The sequence below is a fragment of the Mycobacterium sp. ZZG genome (genome assembly GCF_054786995.1).
In genome coordinates this window covers 37,635-57,339 of the sequence record NZ_JBTBFV010000004.1, presented here as the reverse complement: position 1 = coordinate 57,339, position 19,705 = coordinate 37,635, and the positions used below count along the sequence as shown (strand labels likewise).

The 19,705-nt window shown below is 69.7% G+C and carries 24 protein-coding genes; 17 read left to right on the top strand and 7 right to left on the bottom strand.

Annotated features, from left to right (window positions below):
* Positions 1-56: 56 nt before the first annotated feature.
* Positions 57-662, bottom strand: coding sequence for a TetR/AcrR family transcriptional regulator C-terminal domain-containing protein (locus tag ACXMYJ_RS04065; protein ID WP_260752256.1), 606 nt, complete (start codon positions 660-662; stop codon positions 57-59).
* 100 nt (positions 663-762) lie between these two features.
* Here ACXMYJ_RS04065 and bioB point away from each other — a divergent pair, with 100 nt between their 5' ends.
* The 3 genes from bioB to ACXMYJ_RS04050 are packed head-to-tail and all read left to right on the top strand — an operon-like array spanning position 763 to position 2,677.
* A complete protein-coding gene (gene bioB, locus ACXMYJ_RS04060; RefSeq protein ID WP_260752257.1) occupies positions 763-1,758 on the top strand; it encodes a biotin synthase BioB in 996 nt (331 codons plus the stop codon).
* A gap of 29 nt (positions 1,759-1,787) precedes the next feature.
* A complete protein-coding gene (gene bsaP / locus ACXMYJ_RS04055) occupies positions 1,788-2,024 on the top strand; it encodes a biotin synthase auxiliary protein BsaP (protein WP_443186653.1) in 237 nt (78 codons plus the stop codon).
* On the top strand, positions 2,021-2,677 hold the full coding sequence (locus tag ACXMYJ_RS04050) for a DUF2567 domain-containing protein (RefSeq protein ID WP_460354178.1): 657 nt from the start codon (positions 2,021-2,023) through the stop codon (positions 2,675-2,677). The genes bsaP and ACXMYJ_RS04050 overlap by 4 nt, the downstream gene beginning before the upstream one ends.
* Here the strand turns inward: ACXMYJ_RS04050 and ACXMYJ_RS04045 are convergent.
* Together ACXMYJ_RS04045 and ACXMYJ_RS04040 are read right to left on the bottom strand one after the other, a co-directional pair.
* Positions 2,613-3,965 (bottom strand): lipase family protein, encoded by a 1,353-nt coding sequence (locus ACXMYJ_RS04045; RefSeq protein ID WP_460354176.1) that lies wholly within the window; start codon positions 3,963-3,965, stop codon positions 2,613-2,615. The genes ACXMYJ_RS04050 and ACXMYJ_RS04045 overlap by 65 nt on opposite strands.
* 42 nt (positions 3,966-4,007) lie before the next feature.
* Positions 4,008-4,712, bottom strand: a complete 705-nt coding sequence (locus ACXMYJ_RS04040) for an NUDIX hydrolase (RefSeq protein WP_460354174.1) — start codon at positions 4,710-4,712, stop codon at positions 4,008-4,010.
* A 47-nt stretch (positions 4,713-4,759) separates the two neighbouring features.
* Between ACXMYJ_RS04040 and nadA the strand changes: the two genes are divergently transcribed.
* Genes nadA through ACXMYJ_RS04020 form a run of 4 tightly spaced genes read left to right on the top strand, consistent with a single transcriptional unit; the run spans position 4,760 to position 8,687 of the window.
* On the top strand, positions 4,760-5,803 hold the full coding sequence (nadA, locus tag ACXMYJ_RS04035; protein ID WP_460354172.1) for a quinolinate synthase NadA: 1,044 nt from the start codon (positions 4,760-4,762) through the stop codon (positions 5,801-5,803).
* Positions 5,800-7,371 carry an L-aspartate oxidase gene (locus ACXMYJ_RS04030; protein WP_460354170.1) on the top strand — a complete coding sequence of 524 codons (1,572 nt, stop codon included), beginning with the start codon at positions 5,800-5,802 and terminating at the stop codon, positions 7,369-7,371. Before nadA ends, ACXMYJ_RS04030 begins: the two co-directional genes overlap by 4 nt.
* Complete coding sequence (gene nadC, locus ACXMYJ_RS04025; protein WP_460354167.1) at positions 7,368-8,225, top strand: carboxylating nicotinate-nucleotide diphosphorylase; 858 nt, start codon at positions 7,368-7,370, stop codon at positions 8,223-8,225. Before ACXMYJ_RS04030 ends, nadC begins: the two co-directional genes overlap by 4 nt.
* 3 nt (positions 8,226-8,228) lie before the next feature.
* On the top strand, positions 8,229-8,687 hold the full coding sequence (locus ACXMYJ_RS04020) for a hypothetical protein (RefSeq protein WP_460354164.1): 459 nt from the start codon (positions 8,229-8,231) through the stop codon (positions 8,685-8,687).
* A gap of 3 nt (positions 8,688-8,690) precedes the next feature.
* On the opposite strand, the gene ACXMYJ_RS04015 is transcribed toward ACXMYJ_RS04020, so the two are convergent.
* Complete coding sequence (locus tag ACXMYJ_RS04015) at positions 8,691-9,329, bottom strand: LysE family transporter (RefSeq protein ID WP_460354162.1); 639 nt, start codon at positions 9,327-9,329, stop codon at positions 8,691-8,693.
* A gap of 23 nt (positions 9,330-9,352) precedes the next feature.
* Positions 9,353-9,775, bottom strand: coding sequence for a nitroreductase family deazaflavin-dependent oxidoreductase (locus ACXMYJ_RS04010; protein WP_460354159.1), 423 nt, complete (start codon positions 9,773-9,775; stop codon positions 9,353-9,355).
* A gap of 36 nt (positions 9,776-9,811) precedes the next feature.
* Between ACXMYJ_RS04010 and hisD the strand changes: the two genes are divergently transcribed.
* Genes hisD through hisI form a run of 8 tightly spaced genes read left to right on the top strand, consistent with a single transcriptional unit; the run spans position 9,812 to position 16,274 of the window.
* Complete coding sequence (gene hisD, locus ACXMYJ_RS04005; RefSeq protein WP_460354157.1) at positions 9,812-11,170, top strand: histidinol dehydrogenase; 1,359 nt, start codon at positions 9,812-9,814, stop codon at positions 11,168-11,170.
* Positions 11,167-12,282: a histidinol-phosphate transaminase gene (locus ACXMYJ_RS04000; RefSeq protein WP_443186598.1), complete on the top strand. Its 1,116-nt coding sequence runs from the start codon at positions 11,167-11,169 to the stop codon at positions 12,280-12,282. Before hisD ends, ACXMYJ_RS04000 begins: the two co-directional genes overlap by 4 nt.
* Positions 12,279-12,905, top strand: coding sequence for an imidazoleglycerol-phosphate dehydratase HisB (gene hisB, locus ACXMYJ_RS03995; protein WP_443186599.1), 627 nt, complete (start codon positions 12,279-12,281; stop codon positions 12,903-12,905). The genes ACXMYJ_RS04000 and hisB overlap by 4 nt, the downstream gene beginning before the upstream one ends.
* On the top strand, positions 12,902-13,522 hold the full coding sequence (gene hisH / locus ACXMYJ_RS03990; RefSeq protein WP_443186600.1) for an imidazole glycerol phosphate synthase subunit HisH: 621 nt from the start codon (positions 12,902-12,904) through the stop codon (positions 13,520-13,522). The genes hisB and hisH overlap by 4 nt, the downstream gene beginning before the upstream one ends.
* A gap of 38 nt (positions 13,523-13,560) precedes the next feature.
* On the top strand, positions 13,561-14,289 hold the full coding sequence (gene priA / locus ACXMYJ_RS03985; RefSeq protein WP_443186655.1) for a bifunctional 1-(5-phosphoribosyl)-5-((5-phosphoribosylamino)methylideneamino)imidazole-4-carboxamide isomerase/phosphoribosylanthranilate isomerase PriA: 729 nt from the start codon (positions 13,561-13,563) through the stop codon (positions 14,287-14,289).
* Positions 14,286-15,104 carry an inositol monophosphatase family protein gene (locus tag ACXMYJ_RS03980; RefSeq protein WP_443186601.1) on the top strand — a complete coding sequence of 273 codons (819 nt, stop codon included), beginning with the start codon at positions 14,286-14,288 and terminating at the stop codon, positions 15,102-15,104. Before priA ends, ACXMYJ_RS03980 begins: the two co-directional genes overlap by 4 nt.
* Positions 15,101-15,895: an imidazole glycerol phosphate synthase subunit HisF gene (hisF, locus tag ACXMYJ_RS03975; RefSeq protein ID WP_260752271.1), complete on the top strand. Its 795-nt coding sequence runs from the start codon at positions 15,101-15,103 to the stop codon at positions 15,893-15,895. Before ACXMYJ_RS03980 ends, hisF begins: the two co-directional genes overlap by 4 nt.
* Positions 15,896-15,923: 28 nt before the next feature.
* Positions 15,924-16,274 (top strand): phosphoribosyl-AMP cyclohydrolase, encoded by a 351-nt coding sequence (hisI, locus tag ACXMYJ_RS03970; RefSeq protein WP_443186602.1) that lies wholly within the window; start codon positions 15,924-15,926, stop codon positions 16,272-16,274.
* Here the strand turns inward: hisI and ACXMYJ_RS03965 are convergent.
* On the bottom strand, positions 16,271-17,065 hold the full coding sequence (locus ACXMYJ_RS03965) for an ABC transporter ATP-binding protein (protein WP_460354153.1): 795 nt from the start codon (positions 17,063-17,065) through the stop codon (positions 16,271-16,273). The genes hisI and ACXMYJ_RS03965 overlap by 4 nt on opposite strands.
* Positions 17,062-17,529 carry a peroxiredoxin gene (locus tag ACXMYJ_RS03960; RefSeq protein WP_460354150.1) on the bottom strand — a complete coding sequence of 156 codons (468 nt, stop codon included), beginning with the start codon at positions 17,527-17,529 and terminating at the stop codon, positions 17,062-17,064. The genes ACXMYJ_RS03965 and ACXMYJ_RS03960 overlap by 4 nt, the downstream gene beginning before the upstream one ends.
* A 32-nt stretch (positions 17,530-17,561) precedes the next feature.
* On the opposite strand from ACXMYJ_RS03960, the gene ACXMYJ_RS03955 reads away from it, so the two are divergent.
* On the top strand, positions 17,562-19,088 hold the full coding sequence (locus tag ACXMYJ_RS03955) for an anthranilate synthase component I (RefSeq protein ID WP_260752277.1): 1,527 nt from the start codon (positions 17,562-17,564) through the stop codon (positions 19,086-19,088).
* Complete coding sequence (locus tag ACXMYJ_RS03950) at positions 19,085-19,663, top strand: TIGR02234 family membrane protein (RefSeq protein WP_460354148.1); 579 nt, start codon at positions 19,085-19,087, stop codon at positions 19,661-19,663. The genes ACXMYJ_RS03955 and ACXMYJ_RS03950 overlap by 4 nt, the downstream gene beginning before the upstream one ends.
* The last annotated feature ends 42 nt before the right edge of the window (positions 19,664-19,705 follow it).

The following is a 19,705-nucleotide window of genomic DNA, read 5'->3' as shown; positions in this document are numbered from 1 at the left end:
GCAGCAGCGGCGTCGAGATCGGGTTGCGATGACGCAGAGCGACACGTGTCGGTGAGTCAGGAAGGCGGGTCCGCGTCATACCGCGTCAGACCCGTTCCCGCGGCGGTATTCATCTCGATGCCGTCGAGGAGCAGGTGCAGGCCGAACCTGAATCGGGCGCTGGGATCCTCGGTCCACACGGTCTCGACCACATCGGCCCCGGCGGCATCCCACTGCAGGCGCGACTGCTCGTCGACGGTGAAGCCGAGCACGTAGTAGAGGACCGTGCGGGCGGCCAGCTCGGCGTGGTCGGCGCCCACGCCCGCCTCGGCCGTCGCCTCGGCCAGACGGCCCAGCAGGTGCGTCATGGCATCGGACCGGCCGGCCGCGAAGCTGGCCGACACCAGCTCCGCCCCGTCGGTGTGTGAGAGCAGGGCGTCGCGCAGCGCTGCGCAGGCGGTGCTGACCCGGGTGCGCCAGTCACCGCCGACCTCGCCGACAGGCTGCAAGATCCGGTCGGCCACCGCGCCGAGAAGCTGCTGCTTGTCGGCGAAGTGCCAGTAGAGCGCGCCGGGGGAGACGTTGAGCTCACGGGCCAGCCGCCGCATCGACAGGTCGGCGATCCCGTAGTCGTCCAGCAGTGACGTCGCCGCGTCGACCACGTCCCGTTTGTGGAGCTGCACGGCGATACCCTAACCTGAACGGTGTTCAACTGTCGGCCCGGCCGACGTGTTCAACTGTCGGCCCCGCCGACGTGTTCACCATTCAGACGGAGGACTTTCGGTGACCGACATTCTGGCAGTGGCACGTGAGCAGGTCCTGGAGCGCGGCGAAGGCCTCGATCAGGACCAGACGCTTCAGGTGCTCCAGCTGCCGGATGACCGACTCGACGACCTGCTGGCCCTGGCCCACGAGGTGCGGATGGCGTGGTGCGGCCCCGACGTCGAGGTCGAGGGCATCATCAGCCTCAAGACCGGCGGCTGCCCCGAGGACTGCCACTTCTGTTCGCAGTCGGGCCTTTTCGCCTCGCCGGTGCGCAGCGCCTGGCTGGACATCCCGAGCCTGGTGGAAGCCGCCAAGCAGACCGCCAAGACCGGGGCCACCGAGTTCTGCATCGTCGCCGCCGTCCGCGGCCCCGATGAGCGGCTGCTCGCTCAGGTCGCCGCCGGCATCGAGGCGATCCGCAACGAGGTCGACATCCAAATCGCTTGCTCGCTGGGCATGCTCACCCAGGACCAGGTCGAGCGGCTCTCAGCGATGGGCGTGCACCGCTACAACCACAACCTCGAGACCGCCCGGTCGTTCTTCACCAACGTGGTGACCACCCACTCCTGGGAAGAGCGTTGGGACACACTGCAAATGGTGCGTGAAGCCGGCATGGAGGTGTGCTGCGGCGGCATCCTCGGCATGGGGGAGACTCTCGAACAGCGCGCCGAGTTCGCTGCCAACCTGGCCGAGCTCGACCCCCATGAGGTCCCGTTGAACTTCCTCAACCCGCGGCCGGGCACTCCGTTCGGTGACCTCGAGGTGCTGCCTGCCACCGAGGCGCTCAAGGCCGTCGCTGCGTTCCGGCTGGCGCTGCCGCGCACCATGCTGCGGTTCGCCGGCGGTCGCGAGATCACCCTGGGCGACCTCGGCGCCAAGCAGGGCATCCTGGGCGGCATCAACGCCGTCATCGTCGGCAATTACCTGACCACGCTGGGCCGGCCCGCCGAGGCCGATCTCCAGCTGCTCGACGACCTGCAGATGCCGATCAAGGCGCTCAACGCGACGCTGTAGTCCGACGGCACGGTAGAACCGATCAGGTGATGGTCACCGACAGCACAGAGCTCCCCACGCCGGTAGGCGCGGGCGTGTTCAACGTCTACACCGGCGCCCAGGCGGGCAGCGCGGTCCCCACAGCGGCCCAGCTGGGCCTGGAGCCGCCGCGGTTCTGCGCCGCGTGCGGCCGCCGGATGATCGTTCAGGTTCGCCCCGACGGCTGGTGGGCCAAATGCTCGCGGCACGGGCTGGTGGACTCCACCGACCTGGACCGGTACCGATGACCGGTCAGGCCGCCGCGCCGGCGGTCTCCCGCACCCGCGCGATGCTGACCGCCGTGGCCGGGCTCGCCGCATCCGGAATCGTCGTCGGCGCGCTGTGGGCCTGGCTGGCACCGCCCATCCACGGGGTGATCGCGTTGACCCGCAGCGGCGACCGGATCAAGGCCGCGCTCGGCGCCGAGTCCGACCACTGGTTCACCTCGGCCGCCCTCGTGGTCGGCATGCTCTCGGTGCTCGCCGTCGTGGCAGCGGTGCTGGTGTGGCAGTGGCGGGCACATCGCGGACCGGCCATGGTCGCGGCCCTGGCGGTCGGTGCAGTCGCCGGGGCGGCGACCACCACCGGCGTCGGCGCGCTGCTCGCACATCTGCGCTACGGCGACATCGACCTCGCCGCCGCGCCCGTCTCCGAGCAGCAGCGGGTGCACTACATCACCGAAGCTCCGGCGGTGTTCTTCGGCCACTCACCGCTGCAGATCGCGGTGACGCTGCTCTATCCCGCGGCGGTCGCCGCGATCGTGTACCTGCTGGCCGCGGTGGCGACCCCGCGCGACGATCTCGGCGCATGGCCTCCGATCGAATATCCCGTCGGGACTACTGGTCGAACCGGGACAGGGGTTGACGTTCCACCCGTCGTCCCAACATCACCTGCGCCGTGATCTTGCCGAGGGTCAGCATGCCGCGGTAGGTCGACGGGTTCAGCAGCGTCGGCCACTTGGTGCGCGAGATGTGCGTGCGCAACGGCCGCCCCGCGAACCGGTCGCGCAGCCAGCGCAGGGTCATCGGCGCCGACATCGGGTGCAGCAGCAGGTGTTCGCTGAGTGCGTCGCGATGGTAGGTGACGCTCGCGCCGCCCCTGGTGTAGGTCTGGGTCAGCTCGTCGATGTCGTCGACCGAGATGATCCGGTCGTGGACGGCCTGAACGATCAGCACCGGGACCTTCGGCGCCGCGGTGCCGAGTTTGATGCTGTCGAACACGTGCTGGACTTCGGGCGAGAGGAGGATCTCCTCGAGCGGACGGTCGATCATGTGGGCCATGTCCTTGCCGGCGAGGCTGAGCATGGCGTGGGCGGTGGTCATCTTCTCGATGCGGGCGAGCATCGCCTTGCCGTCCTCGGTGGCGTGCTGCTGGATAATGCGGTTCAGGTCGGGATAGATGTGGGTGAGCGCGGCCACCACCATGGCCGGCAGCCCCGAGTAGATGCTGCCGTTGAGGCGGCGGAACGCGTGTCCGAGGTCTCCGACCGGTGAGCCCAGGACGGCGCCGACCACGTTGAGGTCGGGGGCGTAGCTGTCCTGGACCTCGGCGGCCCACGCCGACGCCAGTCCGCCACCGGAGTAGCCCCACAGGCCCACAGGGGCGTCCTGGGACAGCCCCAACGGCGCGTGGTTGACGGCCGCGCGGACCCCGTCGAGCACGTGGTAGCCGGGCTCGAACGGGGCGCCCCACATGCCGGCGGTGCCCTCGTGGTCGGGAACCGACACCGCCCACCCCTCGGCGAGTGCGGCGGCGACGAGCAGGAACTCGAACTGCGCGACGGAGCCGAGGGCCTTGGCGCCGCGCCGCAGCGCGTAGGACGGGAAACATCGTCCCGCCACGGCGTCGATGGCGCACTGGTAGGACACGATAGGCATGGGCCGGTCCGAGGTCCGCTCGGCCGGGACCACCAGGGTGGTCACAGTGGCCTGCGGCTCTCCGTTGAGGTCTGTGGTGCGGTAGAGCAGCTGGGTGGCGTGGAATTTCTGAGGTATCACCCCGAGGAACGCCAGCTCGACGTCGCGGGCACGCAGCACTGTGCCGGGACGGGCGTGTTCAAAGCCCTGCGGGGGTTCGTAGAAGGGATCCTTGGCCGGGAGCATCGGCCGGGACCTGGGCTGGAGCGGTTCATGAACCGGTTGGCCGATCCACTCGGCGTCGGTCGACCGTGCCACATTGCCCACGTCCATCTAGGCATTCTTACTTAAGAAGCCCTTAAGAAGCCAGTCGACTCACCCGGGCGGACGCAACGCGGCGAACTCATCGGTGACGCGGTACCGCGAGTCCGTGAACCGGTAGAGCGCGGCCGGGCGACCGCCACTGCGCCCGGAGCGGGCCGTGGTGCCGGTGCGGGTGATCACCCGGCGGCGCTCCAGCACTCGTTGCAAGTTGGTCGCGTCGACTGGGTGCCCGAGGGCCGCGCTGTAGATGTCACGAAGCGTCGACAGGGCGAATTCCGCTGGCGCCAAAGCGAATCCGATGTTCGTATAGGACAGCTTGGCGACCAGCCGGTTATGCGCGTGCGCCACCATCGGACCGTGGTCGAACGCCGTTGCGGGCAGATCGCTGACCGGGTGCCAGCGGGTGTCCGGCGGTAGCTCCGGTGTGGCGGGGGAGGGCACCAGGCCGAGGAACGTCGAGGCGATGGTGCGCGGCCCGGGGACGCGCTGCGGTTCGGAGAAGACGGCCAGTTGCTCCAGGTGGGCCAGCTCACGCAGATCCACCTTCTCGGCGAGCTGGCGCCGGACCGAACTCGTCAGGTCCTCGTCCGGGCCCAGGCGGCCACCTGGCAATGCCCAGCGGCCCTTCTCCGGATCCAGGGCACGTTCCCACAGCAGCACGTGAAGTGCGGGTTTGCCGCTGGTGGCCGGTGAGGCGCCCTGCCGCACCTGGAACACCGCGGCGAGTACCTCATGCTCGGTGCTAGTATGAGCCATGTTTTCGATTGTAAGTCGAAAACCTCGATGACGTGAAGGAGTCAGCGATGACGGTGCTCGCTGGAAGGCTCGACGCGGAACTGACGGACCGCATCGTGGACGGCCCGGGCGGTTTCTCGGGCGTCGACGGGGACGAGGCGTGGGCCGCCGAAGTGCGCCGTCTCCTCGACCTGCGGGGCGCGACACTGCTGGCGCACAACTACCAGCTGCCCGCCATCCAGGACGTCGCCGACCACGTGGGCGATTCGCTCGCGCTGTCGCGGATCGCCGCGGAGGCCCCCGAGGACACCATCGTGTTCGCCGGCGTCCATTTCATGGCCGAGACGGCCAAGATCCTCTCGCCGGAGAAGACGGTACTGATCCCGGATCAGCGGGCCGGGTGCTCGCTGGCCGACTCCATCACCGCCGAGGAATTGCGGGCGTGGAAGGCCGAGCACCCCGGTGCGGTGGTGGTGTCCTACGTCAACACCACCGCCGCGGTGAAGGCCGAGACCGACATCTGCTGCACGTCCTCGAACGCCGTCGAGGTCGTGGCCTCGATTCCCGAGGATCGCGAGGTGCTGTTCTGCCCCGACCAGTTCCTCGGCGCGCACGTCCGCCGGATGACAGGCCGCAAGAACCTGCACGTGTGGGCCGGGGAATGCCATGTGCACGCCGGAATCAACGGTGACGAGCTTGCTGACCAGGCGCGCAGCCATCCCGATGCCGAGCTGTTCGTTCATCCTGAATGTGGTTGCGCCACTTCGGCTCTCTACCTCGCCGGCGAGGGCGCCTTCCCCGAGGATCGGGTCAAGATCCTGTCCACCGGTGGCATGCTCGACGCCGCCCGCAAGACCGGGGCCCGCCAGGTGCTGGTGGCCACCGAGGTGGGCATGCTGCACCAGTTGCGGCGCGCCGCACCCGACATCGACTTCAAGGCCGTCAACGACCGTGCGTCGTGCCGGTACATGAAGATGATCACCCCGGCCGCAATGCTGCGCTGCCTGGTCGAGGGGGCCGACGAGGTCCATGTCGATCTCGACACCGCCGCGCTGGCGCGTGCCAGCGTGCAACGGATGATCGAGATCGGGCAGCCCGGCGGCGGGGAATGACCGCGCCGGCGTGCGGCGGGGCGGGCGTGTGGCGCCAGCGGGCCGACGTCGTCATCGTCGGCACCGGGGTTGCCGGGCTCGCCGCCGCACTGGCGGCGCACCGGCGCGGCCGCAAGGTTCTGCTCCTGAGCAAAGCCGGTGAGACAGCCACCTTCTACGCCCAGGGCGGGATCGCGGTCGTCCTGCCCGATGCCCTGCGGGCAGACGGCGACTCGGTCGACGCCCACGTGGCCGACACGCTGGCCGCCGGCGCCGGGCTGTGTGATCCCGAAACGGTCCGCTCGATCGTCGCCGACGGCTCTCGCGCGGTCTCCGACCTGGTGGCTGCCGGCGCCCGTTTCGACGAGACGGCCCCTGGGCGGTGGGCACTGACCCGGGAGGGCGGCCACACCCGGCGGCGCATCATCCACTCGGGAGGGGACGCCACGGGTGCTGAGGTGCAGCGTGCGCTCGACTACGCGGCAGCGACACTGGACATCCGCCGCAACCACGTCGCGTTGGACCTGGTGGTCGACGGCAACGCGGTGGCGGGGGTGTCGGTGCTAAGCCCCGACGGGTTCGGCGTCGTGTACGCGCCGTCGGTGATTCTCGCGACGGGCGGTCTGGGGCATCTGTACTCCGCCACCACGAACCCCGACGGCTCGACCGGTGACGGCGTCGCGCTCGCCCTGTGGGCCGGCGTGCCGGTCGCCGACCTCGAGTTCATCCAGTTCCATCCGACCATGCTCTACACCGGCCCGGGCGGTGGTCGGCGTCCGCTGATCACCGAGGCCCTGCGCGGCGAAGGTGCGAAACTGATTGACGCCCAGGGTCTTTCAGTGACAGCCGGGGTGCACCCGATGGGGGATCTGGCCCCCCGTGACGTGGTGGCGGCGGCAATCGAGACGCGGTTGTCCGACACTGGGGATGCGTGCGTTTATCTCGACGCGCGGGACGTGGCCGATGTCCCGGCGCGGTTCCCGACCGTCTACCGGGCGTGCCTGCAGGCGGGAGTCGATCCCGTCCGGCAGCCGATCCCGGTGGTGCCCGGCGCCCATTACAGCTGCGGCGGCGTGGTCACCGACGTGTACGGGCGCACGCAACTCGCGGGGCTCTTCGCCGCCGGGGAGGTCGCTCGCACCGGCATGCACGGCGCCAACCGGCTCGCCTCCAACAGCTTGCTCGAGGGGTTGGTCGTCGGCGGGCGCGCCGGTCAGGCGGCGGCCACCCACGCCGAATCTGTCGGCCCCAGCCGGGTGATGGATCCCGCCCCGGTGATCCGGCCCGTCCTGCCGCGCGCCGAGCTGCAGCGGGTGATGACCCGGCACGCGTCGGTGGTGCGCCACGGTGACGGGCTGAGGGAACTGATCCGCCGGCTCGATACGGCGACGCCGCGCGCGCTCCGGTCGCTGGCGGACTTCGAGGACGCGGCGTTGACCGCGGTAGCCGGCGCGGTGGCGGCCTCGGCCCTGGCGCGCACCGAAACCCGTGGCTGCCACCACCGTTCGGACTTCCCCGACCCGGATCCGGTGGCGGTCACCTCGGTGGGCGGGGCGGCCCGGGCCGCTGCGGTGGTGGGATGCCGATGACGCTCACCGACACCGAGCTCACCGAGGCTCGCGCCGTGATCGTGCGCGCGCTCGACGAGGATCTGCGCTACGGACCCGACGTGACGACACTGGCCACCGTGCCCGCCGAGGCGCGCACCACCGCGTCGATGGTGCCCCGCGAACCTGGTGTGGTTGCCGGCCTAGACCTGGCGCTGCTGGTGCTCGACGAAGTGCTCGGCGCCGGCGAATACCAGGTAAAACACCGGGTCGCCGACGGCACCCGGCTGGACTCCGGCGAGGTCGCGCTCGCCGTGGAGGGTCCCACGCAGGGTCTGCTCACAGCGGAGCGCACGATGCTGAACCTGGTGTGCCATCTGTCCGGCATCGCGACCGCCACGGCGGCCTGGGTCGAGGCGGTCTCCGGCACCGGAGCGCAGATCCGGGACACCCGCAAGACGCTGCCCGGCCTGCGGGCGCTGCAGAAGTACGCGGTGCGGGTCGGCGGCGGCACCAATCACCGGCTGGGCCTGGGCGACGCCGCGTTGATCAAGGACAACCACGTCGCCGCCGCCGGTTCGGTGGTCGCCGCGCTGCGTCAAGTACGTTCGGCGGCACCGGATCTGCCGTGTGAGGTGGAGGTCGACTCGCTGGAGCAGCTCGACGAGGTGCTCGCCGAGGATGTGGAGCTGGTGCTGCTCGACAACTTCCCGGTGTGGCAGACACAGATCGCGGTGCAGCGCCGTGACGCGCGCTCACCGGGCACCAAGCTGGAGTCCTCGGGCGGTCTGGCCTTGGAGAACGCCGCCGACTACGCCGGCACTGGCGTGGACTATCTGGCGGTCGGGGCGCTGACCCACTCGGTGCGGGTGCTCGATCTCGGGTTGGATCTGTAGACCATGAAAGTGTCGCCGGCCGTCGCGATGTTCGCACTCACCACTGCGGTGCTGGCTCTGGGGGTCGCGGTGTGGGCCCTGCTGCGCACCGTGGACTCCGGACCCGACTACACCGACCAGCAGCGCGCCGAGGCCACGGCGGGGATCTGCGCGGCGTTCCAGACTGTGCGCACCGGCGTTGCGACCAACACCAACGTCGAGGCGCCGGGCGACATCGCCGGGGCGCTGGCAGCCGCGGCCAACGCCCGGGTGGCGCTGCTCGACGGCGGGCAGTACCTGCTGGCCCGGCTGGACCCGGCCACCCCCGGCGACCTGGCTGGGGAGGTGCGCCGGTTCGCCGACCAGCTGATGGACATCGGCGCCGCGGCCACCGCAGGTGTGCCGAACGACGATCCGGCGCAGGCGGCGCGGCTGCAGGACGCCGAGGCGGCGAGCACCGCGATCAGCGGCCGCTGCCGATAGCGGTCAGGCCGGCGCCGACCCGCGCCGCAGCAGCGACAGCACCACGGCGGCGCCGGCGAACAGCCCGGAGAACACCCGGTTGAGCAGGGTCTGCTGACGCGGGGTGCGCAACCAGGCGAGCAGGCGCACGGCCAGTCCGCTGTAGAGGCCCATCACCACCACGTCGACGGCGACCATCGTCACGCCGATCGCGACGTACTGCGGCAGCAGCGGCGCCGTCGGCACCACGAACTGCGGCATCACAGCGAGGAAGAACAGCAGACCCTTCGGGTTGGTCGCGTTCACCAGGAAACCCCGCACCAGCAGCGACCTGCGTCCCCCCGGGACCGCACGGTCCACCTGCGCGCTCAGGTCGACGGCCGCACTGCGCCACTGCCGCACCGCCAGATAGATCAGGTATGCCACCCCGATCCACTTGATGACGGTGAAGGCGAGGACCGAGTTGGCAACCGCCGCACCGAGGCCGATCGCGACCAGGGTCAGCTGCAGCATCAGGCCCACCTCGAGACCGGCGATGCTCCAGTAGCCCCGCTTGACGCCGTGCGCCATGCCGGTGGCCATCGACTGAACGGCCCCGGCACCCGGCGACACCGCGATCGCGACCGCCGCGCCGACGAACGCCAGCCACATCTGCCACGTCATGGGATCGAGTGTGGCAGGTCCGGTCAAGCGATATCGGCGACGAAAACCCCCGACCGTTTTGCCAGCATCTGCGCCACCCGCGGCAGCGTCGGATCCTCGGTGCCGGCCGGCAACACCCGCGGCCGGACCAGGTGCAGTGAGCTGCGGCCGATCTGGATGTCGGCCTCGCCGGCCGCCAGCACGTTTTTGACCCAGTTCGTCTTGCCGTGCGCCAGCCCGATCGCGAGCACCGAGCCCTTGCGGTACGGCGTGACGATCGTCTCGTAGTCCGTACCCGAGGTGCGGCCCCGGTGCTTGATCACACCGAGTCCCGGCATCCTCTTCGACAGCGGCCGCAACAACGGGTTGATGTACTTGATCTGCAGTTTCTCGAACCACGGCGGGAAGATCATCGGCACGCCGGGCGCGTTGTTCGGGTGGGTGTTCCTGGGGGTCCGCTCGGACATGACGCCTCCGATACCGATTTGTGCAGCTCTGGGACAATGGTCAGCGTGAATGTATCGCCAGGGCTCCTGCGGCGCATCGATCTGCGCGGCACGACATTGTCGGCGGCCCGCCTGCGCTCGGCACTGCCGCGCGGCGGTGTCGACGTCGACACCGTCGTCCCCAAGGTCAGGCCGATCGTCGACGCGGTCGCCGCGCGCGGAACCGACGCCGCACTCGAATACGGCGCCTCCTTCGACGGCGTCCGTCCCGATCGGGTGCAGGTGCCTCAGGACAAACTCGCCACGGCGCTCGCCGTGCTCGATTCCGATGTCCGTGCCGCGCTGGAGGTCGCGATCGAGCGGGCCCGCGCCGTGCACGCCGATCAGCGCCGCACCGACACCACGACCACACTCGCCCCGGGCGCCACCGTGACCGAGCGCTGGGTACCGGTCGAACGGGTCGGGCTCTACGTGCCCGGCGGCAACGCCGTCTATCCGTCCAGCGTCGTGATGAACGTCGTCCCGGCGCAGACCGCGGGGGTGGACTCCCTGGTGATCGCGAGCCCACCCCAGGCGGGGAACACCGAGCCGTTCACCGGGCTGCCGCACCCGACGATCCTGGCAGCGGCCGCGCTGCTCGGCGTCGAGGAGGTGTGGGCCGTCGGCGGCGCCCAGGCCGTCGCGCTGCTGGCCTACGGCGGCACGGACACCGACGGGCAGACCGAACTGGCGCCGGTGGACATGATCACCGGGCCCGGCAACATCTACGTCACCGCCGCCAAGCGCATCTGCCGTTCACAGGTCGGTATCGACGCCGAAGCCGGCCCCACCGAGATCGCGATCCTGGCCGATCACACCGCCGATCCGGTGCACGTTGCGGCGGACCTGATCAGCCAGGCCGAACACGACGAGATGGCCGCCAGCGTGCTGGTCACCGACAGCACTGAGCTGGCCGATGCCACCGACCGTGAGTTGGCGGTGCAGCTGGAGACCACCGTGCACCGCCGACGGGTCACCGCGGCGCTGAGCGGGCAGCAGTCGGCGATCGTGTTGGTCGACGACCTCGACGCCGGGGTGCGCGCCGTGAACGCCTACGCCGCCGAGCACCTCGAGATCCAGACCGTCGAGGCCGCCGGCGTCGCAAGCAGAATCCGTTCTGCCGGCGCGATCTTCGTCGGGCCGTACGCACCGGTGAGTCTGGGTGACTACTGCGCCGGGTCGAACCATGTGCTGCCCACCGCCGGCTGCGCGCGGCATTCCAGCGGACTGTCGGTGCAGACGTTCCTGCGTGGCATCCACGTGGTGGACTACACCGAGGCGGCGCTCAAAGACGTGTCCGGTCACGTGATCACGCTGGCGCAGGCCGAGAACCTGCCGAGCCACGGCGAAGCCGTGCGGCGGAGGTTCGAACGGTGACGAATCCGGTCCCCGGCGCAGCGATCTCCCTCGACGATCTGCCGCTGCGCGACGACCTGCGCGGGAAGTCGCCCTACGGCGCTCCGCAGCTCTGTGTTCCGGTGCGGCTGAACACCAACGAGAACCCGCACCCGCCGACGCAGGCCCTGGTCGACGACGTGGCCGAGTCGGTGCGGGCGGTGGCAGCCGAACTGCACCGCTATCCCGACCGCGACGCCCTCGCCCTGCGCACCGACCTCGCCGCCTACCTGACCGCCAAGACCGGCAACCCGGTCGGCGTCGAGAACGTTTGGGCCGCAAACGGTTCCAACGAGATCCTGCAGCAGCTGCTGCAGGCCTTCGGTGGGCCGGGCCGCAGCGCGATCGGTTTCGTGCCGTCGTACTCGATGCACCCGATCATCTCCGACGGCACCCAAACCCGGTGGCTGGTGGCCCACCGCGGCGATGACTTCGGCCTCGACGCCGCGACCGCCGCGACCGCGATCAAGGAGCACCACCCCGACGTCGTGTTCGTCACCAGCCCCAACAACCCGTCGGGACAGAGTGTTTCGCTCGAGGACCTGGTGCTGTTACTCGACGAGATGACCGGCGGCATCATGATCGTCGACGAGGCCTACGGCGAATTCTCCTCGCAGCCCAGCGCGATCCGGCTGATCGAGTCCTATCCGACCAAGCTTGTCGTCAGCCGCACCATGAGCAAGGCGTTCGCGTTCGCCGGCGGCCGGCTCGGCTACCTGGTGGCCGCCCCGGCCGTGATCGACGCGATGCTGCTGGTGCGCCTGCCGTATCATCTGTCGTCGATCACCCAGGCCGCCGCGCGCGCAGCGCTGCGCCACGCCGACGACACCCTGGGCAGTGTCGCGGCGCTGATCGCGGAACGCGAACGGGTGTCCGAGGCGTTGACGGGCATGGGTTTCCGGGTGATTCCCAGCGACGCGAACTTCGTGCTCTTCGGTGAGTTCGCCGACACCCATGCCACCTGGCAGCGGTATCTGGATGACGGCGTACTGATCCGCGACGTCGGCATCCCCGGATACCTGCGCACCACCATCGGCCTGGCCGAAGAAAACGATGCGCTGCTGGCCGTCAGCGCCCGAATAGGAGCACCGTGAGCGAACCGATTCGTCCCGCCCGACGCGCAAGAGTCGAGCGCAAGACCAAAGAGTCCGACATCGTCGTCGAGCTCGACCTCGACGGCACTGGGCAGGTCAGCGTCGACACCGGCGTCCCGTTCTTCGACCATATGCTCACCTCACTGGGCAGCCACGCCAGCTTCGACCTGACGATCAAGACGGTCGGCGACATCGAGATCGAGGGCCACCACACCATCGAGGACACCGCGATCGTGCTCGGTCAGGCGCTCGCGCAGGCGCTGGGCGACAAGCGGGGTATCCGCCGCTTCGGTGATGCGTTCATTCCGATGGATGAATGCCTGGCCCACGCGGCGGTCGACGTGTCGGGCCGCCCGTACTTCGTGCACACCGGCGAGCCCGACTACATGGTGCAGTTCACCATCGCCGGTTCGGCCGCGCCGTACCACACGGTGGTGAACCGGCACGTCTTCGAATCGCTGGCCTACAACGCCCGCATCGCGCTGCACGTGCGCACCCTCTACGGCCGCGACCCGCACCACATCACCGAGGCCGAGTACAAGGCCGTTGCCCGCGCACTTCGTCAGGCTGTCGAGTACGACCCGCGTGTCACCGGCGTGCCGTCAACCAAAGGCAGCCTGTGACAAAGAAACTCGTCGTCCTGGACTACGGTTCGGGCAATCTGCGCTCCGCGCAGCGCGCGTTGGAACGGATCGGCGCGCAGGTCGAGGTCACCGCTGATCCCGACGCGGCCGCCAACGCCGACGGCCTGGTGGTGCCCGGCGTCGGCGCGTTCGGGGCATGCATGACGGGGCTGCGCGGGATCGGCGGCGAGAAGATCATCGCCGACCGGGTGTCGGCCGGTCGTCCGGTGCTCGGGGTGTGCGTGGGCATGCAGATCCTGTTCGCCCGCGGTGTGGAGTTCGGAGTGGAGTCGCGCGGGTGCGGGCAGTGGCCCGGCTCGGTGATCCGGCTGGACGCGCCGGTGATCCCGCACATGGGCTGGAACGTCGTCGACGCCCCCGCGGGCAGCGTGCTGTTCAAGGGCATGGACGCCGACACGCGCTTCTACTTCGTGCACTCCTATGCCGCCCAGCAGTGGGAGGGCGATCCCAGCGCGCTGGTGACCTGGGCCACCCACCATGTGCCGTTCCTGGCCGCGGTCGAGGACGGCCCGCTCTCTGCTACGCAGTTCCACCCGGAGAAGAGCGGGGACGCCGGCGCTGAATTACTGTCGAACTGGGTCGGGGGGCTAAGTTGACCGTCGTGAAAAGCGCCGGGGCGAATTCCTCCGCTCGACTGATCCTGCTGCCCGCCGTCGACGTGGTCGAGGGCCGCGCTGTCCGGTTGGTGCAGGGGCAGGCCGGCAGCGAGACCGAGTACGGCTCGGCGCTTGATGCGGCGCTGACGTGGCAGCGCGACGGCGCTGAGTGGATCCACCTGGTCGACCTCGATGCGGCGTTCGGCCGCGGCTCCAACCGCGAACTGCTCGCCGAGGTGGTCGGTCAGCTCGATGTCGCCGTGGAATTGTCCGGCGGGATCCGCGACGATGACTCCCTCGCCGCCGCGTTGGCCACCGGCTGTGCCCGGGTGAACCTGGGCACCGCCGCGCTGGAGAACCCGCAGTGGTGCGCGAAGGTGGTCGCCGAGCACGGCGAGAAGGTCGCGGTCGGCCTCGACGTCAAGATCGACAACGGTCAGTACCGGCTGCGCGGCCGCGGTTGGGAGACCGACGGCGGTGACTTGTGGACGGTGCTGGAACGTCTTGACCGCGAGGGATGTTCTCGTTTCGTCGTCACCGACGTAACCAAGGACGGCACCCTCAACGGGCCCAACCTGGAGCTGCTGGCCCAGGTCTGCGAACGCACCGACGCGCCGGTGATCGCGTCCGGCGGGGTGTCCAGCCTGGACGACCTGCGCGCCATCGCGACGTTGACAGACCGGGGCGTCGAAGGCGCGATCGTCGGAAAGGCGCTCTACGCCGGGCGATTCACGCTGCCACAGGCTCTCGACACGGTCCGCGCGTGAGCCCCGGGCCACAGCAGCTCGCTGACCTACTGGACACCGCCGCTGGCGTGCTCGACGCCGCCTCGGCCCAGTTCGTCGCCGGGCACCGCGCCGATTCGGCGGTGGCCAAGAAGGGCAACGACTTCGCCACCGAGATCGACCTGGCGATCGAGCGCCGTGTGGTCGCCGAGCTCACCCGGCTCACCGGGATCGGGGTGCACGGCGAGGAATTCGGCGGCGAGTCGGTGGAGGCCGAATCCGTGTGGGTGCTCGACCCGGTCGACGGCACCTTTAACTACGCGGCTGGATCCCCGATGGCTGCCATCCTGTTGAGCCTGCTGTCAAAGGGCGAGCCTGTGCTCGGCCTGACGTGGCTGCCGTTCATGGGTCAGCGCTACACCGCCATCGCCGGTCAGCCCGTGCACTGCAACGGCGATGCGCTGGACCGGCTCGTACCGGTTGCGCTGGCCGAATCGATGGTGGGCACAGGAACTTTCAATATCGACTCGCGTGGACGCTACCCGGGCCGCTACCGGATCAAGGTGCTGGAGAATTTGAGCCGGGAGTGTTCCCGGATGCGGATGCACGGCGCCACCGGCGTCGACTTCGCCTATGTCGCCGCTGGAATCCTCGGTGGTGCGGTCAGTTTCGGTCACCACATCTGGGACCACGCGGCCGGCGTCGCGCTGGTGCGCGCCGCGGGCGGCATCGTGACCGATCTGACGGGGGAGGAATGGACGGCGTCCTCGCCGTCGGCGCTGGCCGCCGCGCCGGGTGTGCACGAAGAGATCCTGGCGCTCGTCCGCGCCGCCGGCGACCCGCAGGACTACCTGTGAAGCCGGCAAGCGACGTCGCGACCCGGGTGATCCCGTGCCTGGACGTCGACGACGGCCGGGTGGTCAAGGGCGTCAACTTCGCCAACCTGCGTGACGCCGGCGACCCGGTCGAACTCGCCGCCGCCTACGACGCCGAAGGCGCCGATGAGTTGACGTTCCTCGATGTCACCGCGTCGTCGTCGGGACGTTCGACGATGCTCGATGTGGTGCGGCGCACCGCCGAGCAGGTGTTCATCCCGCTCACCGTCGGCGGCGGCGTGCGTTCGGTCGCCGATGTCGACGTGCTGTTGCGCGCCGGCGCCGACAAGGTGTCGGTGAACACCGCGGCGATCGCCCGTCCCGAGCTGCTCTCGGAGCTGTCGCGGCAGTTCGGATCGCAGTGCATCGTGCTGTCGGTCGACGCGCGTACCGTGCCGGAGGGCCAGGAAGGGAGTGTGCCCACACCGTCGGGCTGGGAGGTCACCACACACGGCGGCAGGCGCGGCACCGGCCTCGACGCCGTCGAGTGGGCCGCGCTCGGGGCCGAACTCGGCGTGGGAGAGATCCTGCTCAACTCGATGGACGCCGACGGCACCAAGGCCGGGTTCGATCTGAAGATGCTGCGCGCGGTACGCGGGGCCGTCACGGTGCCGGTCATCGCCAGCGGCGGGGCCGGTGCCGTGGAGCATTTCGCTCCTGCGGTGTTCGCCGGCGCCGACGCGGTGCTGGCCGCGAGCGTGTTCCACTTCCGGGATCTGACCATCGGTGAGGTGAAGGCGGCGATGAAAGCCGAAGGGATCACCGTGCGATGAGCGCTTGCGCGAAGAGCCGAGGGCCGCGATGAGGGCTCTGGACCCCTCCATCGCGTCGCGGCTCAAGCGAAACGCCGACGGGCTGTTCACCGCGGTGGTGCAGGAACGCGCGACCGGGCAGGTGCTGATGGTCGCCTGGATGGACGACGACGCGTTGGCCCGGACGTTGGAAACCCGTGAGGCGACGTACTTCTCGCGTTCGCGTGGTGAGCAGTGGGTGAAGGGCCTGACCTCCGGGCACACCCAGCACGTGCATTCGGTGCGACTGGACTGCGACGGCGACACCGTGCTGCTCGAAGTCGATCAGGTCGGCTCGGCGTGCCACACCGGTGATCACACCTGCTTCGACGCAGACCTGCTGCTGGCACCTGAGGCCTAGAGGATCCGGGTCGCTTTCGCTCTGGCGGTCCAGCGGCCCTCGTCGTAGCCGACCGACACAGGATGGGCGAACGCCTCCGACACGGTGTCGGTGGTGATGGTCTGGCGGGCGGGCCCACGGGCCACCGCGCGTCCCTCCGCGATCAACAGCGCATGCGTGGTCGTGGTGGGGAGCTCCTCGAGATGGTGTGTGACGAGGATCGACGCGACCTCGGGGTGGGTCTGGTCGAGCGCGTCGAGGGTTTCCAGCAGCTGTTCGCGCGCGGCGACGTCGAGCCCGGTCGAGGGTTCGTCGAGCAGCAGCAACCGCGGTTCGGCGATCAGCGCCCGGGCGATCAGCGTGCGGCCCCGTTCCCCCTGGGACAGGGTGGGCCACACGTCATCGGCTTTGTGGGACAACCCGACCGACGAGATCATCGCCTCCGCGCGGGCGTTCTCCTTCACCGTCGGACTCCACCGCATCGGGGTGTCGATCGTGGCGGTGATGCCGGTCATCACCACCTCGCGGACGGTCAGCGAGTACTGCAGCTGATGGCGCGGGTTCACATGTCCGATGTGGTGACGCAGCCGGGCCAGATCCACCCGGCCCATCTGGTCACCGAGAATGCGCACCGTCCCCGACGTCGGGAACGTCACGGCCGCACAGAAACCCAGCAGCGTGCTCTTGCCGGCGCCGTTGGGTCCCAGCAGCGCCCAGTGCTCACCGGTGTTCACGGTCAGCGAGATGCCGTCGAGGATCTGCTTGCCGTTGCGCCGGAAGGTCACATCGACGAGCTCCAGCACCGGTGTCATGACCGGTTGCGCAGCGCCTCGAGGGCCTTGTCGGCGTGGGTGTCCATGCTGAACTCGCTGGCGATGACTTCGAGCACGGTGCGGTCGGTGTCGATCACGAACGTGGTGCGCTTGACCGGCATGAACTTGCCGAGCAGCCCGCGCTTGACGCCGAACTGTGTGGCGACGGCGCCGTCGTCGTCCGACAGCAGCGGGTAGTCGAACTTCTGCTGCTCGGCGAACGCGGCCTGCTTGGCGACCGGGTCGGCGCTGATGCCCACCCGGCTGGCGCCGACGGCGGCGAACTCGGCTGCCAGATCCCGAAAGTGGCACGCCTCCTTGGTGCATCCCGGTGTCATCGCGGCCGGGTAGAAGAACAGCACCACCGGACCGTCGGCGAGCAGCCCGCTCAGCGTTCTCGGCGCGCCGGTCTGGTCGGGCAGCTCGAAGTCGTCGACCCGATCGCCCGGTTTGAGGGGATTCATGTTCTCAACCGTACTTCTGGGACAATCTCTGCGTGCAGACGACCGCCACCCTGAGCGCGACGACCACGCGTGAGGACTTCCGGGCGCTGGCCGCCGAGCACCGGGTGGTCCCGGTGACCCGCAAGGTGCTCGCCGACAGCGAGACGCCGCTTTCGGCGTACCGCAAACTCGCCGCCAACCGGCCCGGCACGTTCCTCCTCGAGTCCGCCGAGAACGGGCGGTCGTGGTCGCGGTGGTCGTTCATCGGCGCCGGTGCGCCGTCGGCGCTAACGGTCCGCGACGGCGAGGCCGTGTGGCTGGGCGCCGTCCCGCAGGACGCGCCGTCGGGCGGTGACCCGCTGCAGGCGCTGCGCGCGACGCTGACACTGCTGGAGACCGCGCCGCTGCCGGGTCTGCCGCCGCTGTCGTCGGGCCTGGTCGGGTTCTTCGCTTATGACATGGTGCGCCGTTTGGAGCGGCTGCCGGAGTTGACCGTCGACGACCTCGGGCTGCCCGACATGATGCTGCTGCTGGCCACCGACATCGCCGCCGTGGATCATCATGAGGGCACGATCACGCTGGTGGCCAATGCGGTGAACTGGAACGGCACCGACGAACGCGTCGACTGGGCCTACGACGACGCCGTGACCCGGCTGGACGTGATGACCGCGGCACTGGCCGAACCCCTGTCGTCGACCGTCGCGACCTTCGGCCGGCCGGCGCCCGTGCACCGGGCCCAGCGCACCGTCGAGGAATACACCGCGATCGTCGACAAGCTCGTCGGCGACATCGAGGCCGGCGAGGCGTTCCAGGTGGTGCCGTCGCAGCGGTTCGAGATGGACACCTCCGCCGACCCCCTCGACGTGTACCGGATGCTGCGGGTCACCAATCCGAGCCCGTACATGTATCTGCTCAACGTTCCCGATGAGCTTGGGGGACTGGACTTTTCGATTGTGGGGTCGAGTCCGGAAGCGCTGGTCACCGTCAAGGACGGCCGCGCCACCACTCACCCGATCGCCGGCACACGCTGGCGCGGCGACACCGAGGAGGAAGACCTCCTGCTGGAGAAGGAGCTGCTCTCCGACGACAAGGAGCGCTCCGAGCACCTGATGCTCGTCGATCTCGGCCGCAACGATCTGGGGCGGGTCTGCCTGCCGGGCACGGTCAAGGTGGAGGATTACAGCCACATCGAGCGCTACAGCCACGTCATGCACCTGGTCTCGACGGTCACCGGGTTACTGGCCGACGGCAAGACCGCGCTGGACGCGGTGACCGCCTGCTTCCCGGCCGGGACGCTGTCCGGCGCCCCCAAGGTACGGGCGATGGAGCTCATCGAGGAGGTCGAGAAGACCCGGCGCGGCCTGTACGGCGGGGTGCTCGGCTACCTCGACTTCGCCGGCAACGCCGACTTCGCGATCGCGATCCGCACCGCGCTGATGCGCGGCGGCACCGCCTACGTGCAGGCCGGTGGTGGCGTCGTCGCCGACTCCAACGGGCCCTACGAGTACAACGAGGCCTCCAACAAGGCCCGTGCGGTGCTGGCGGCGATCGCGGCGGCCGAGACGTTGAGCGAGCCGTGACCCGCATCGCGCAGTTGCTCCTGGTGCTCGCCGCGGCGGGCCTGTGGGGGGCGTCCCGGCTGACATGGGTGCAGATCACCTCCTTCGACGGCTTGGGGCAGCCGAAGGCCACCGACCTGGCCGGGTCGACGTGGTCGACGGCGCTGATCCCGCTGGCCCTGCTGGTGCTCGCCGCTGCCGTCGCGGCGCTCGCCGTACGCGGCTGGGCGCTGAGGGCGCTGGCCGTGCTGGTGGCGGCAGCGAGCGCGGGAATGGGATACCTGGCGATCAGCCTATGGGTCATGGCCGACGACGCGGCGCGGGCGGCGCGGCTGGCCGAGGTGCCGGTGGCCGACCTGCTCGATACCGAGCGGCACTACACCGGCGCCGTGATCACACTGGTCGCCGCGGTGCTGTCGCTGTCCGGCGCGGTGCTGCTGATGCGCTCGGCGACCCACCGGCGCGCCGAGGCGGTGCGCTACTCACGCCGCCCGGCCCAGCCCGAGGATGGTGACGCGGACATGTCGGAGCGGATGATGTGGGACGCGCTCGACGAGGGCCGCGACCCGACCAATCCGGACAACCAGGGGCGGTGACGAAGCATGGCTCGGTTGCGACTACCCTTCATAACGAATCGA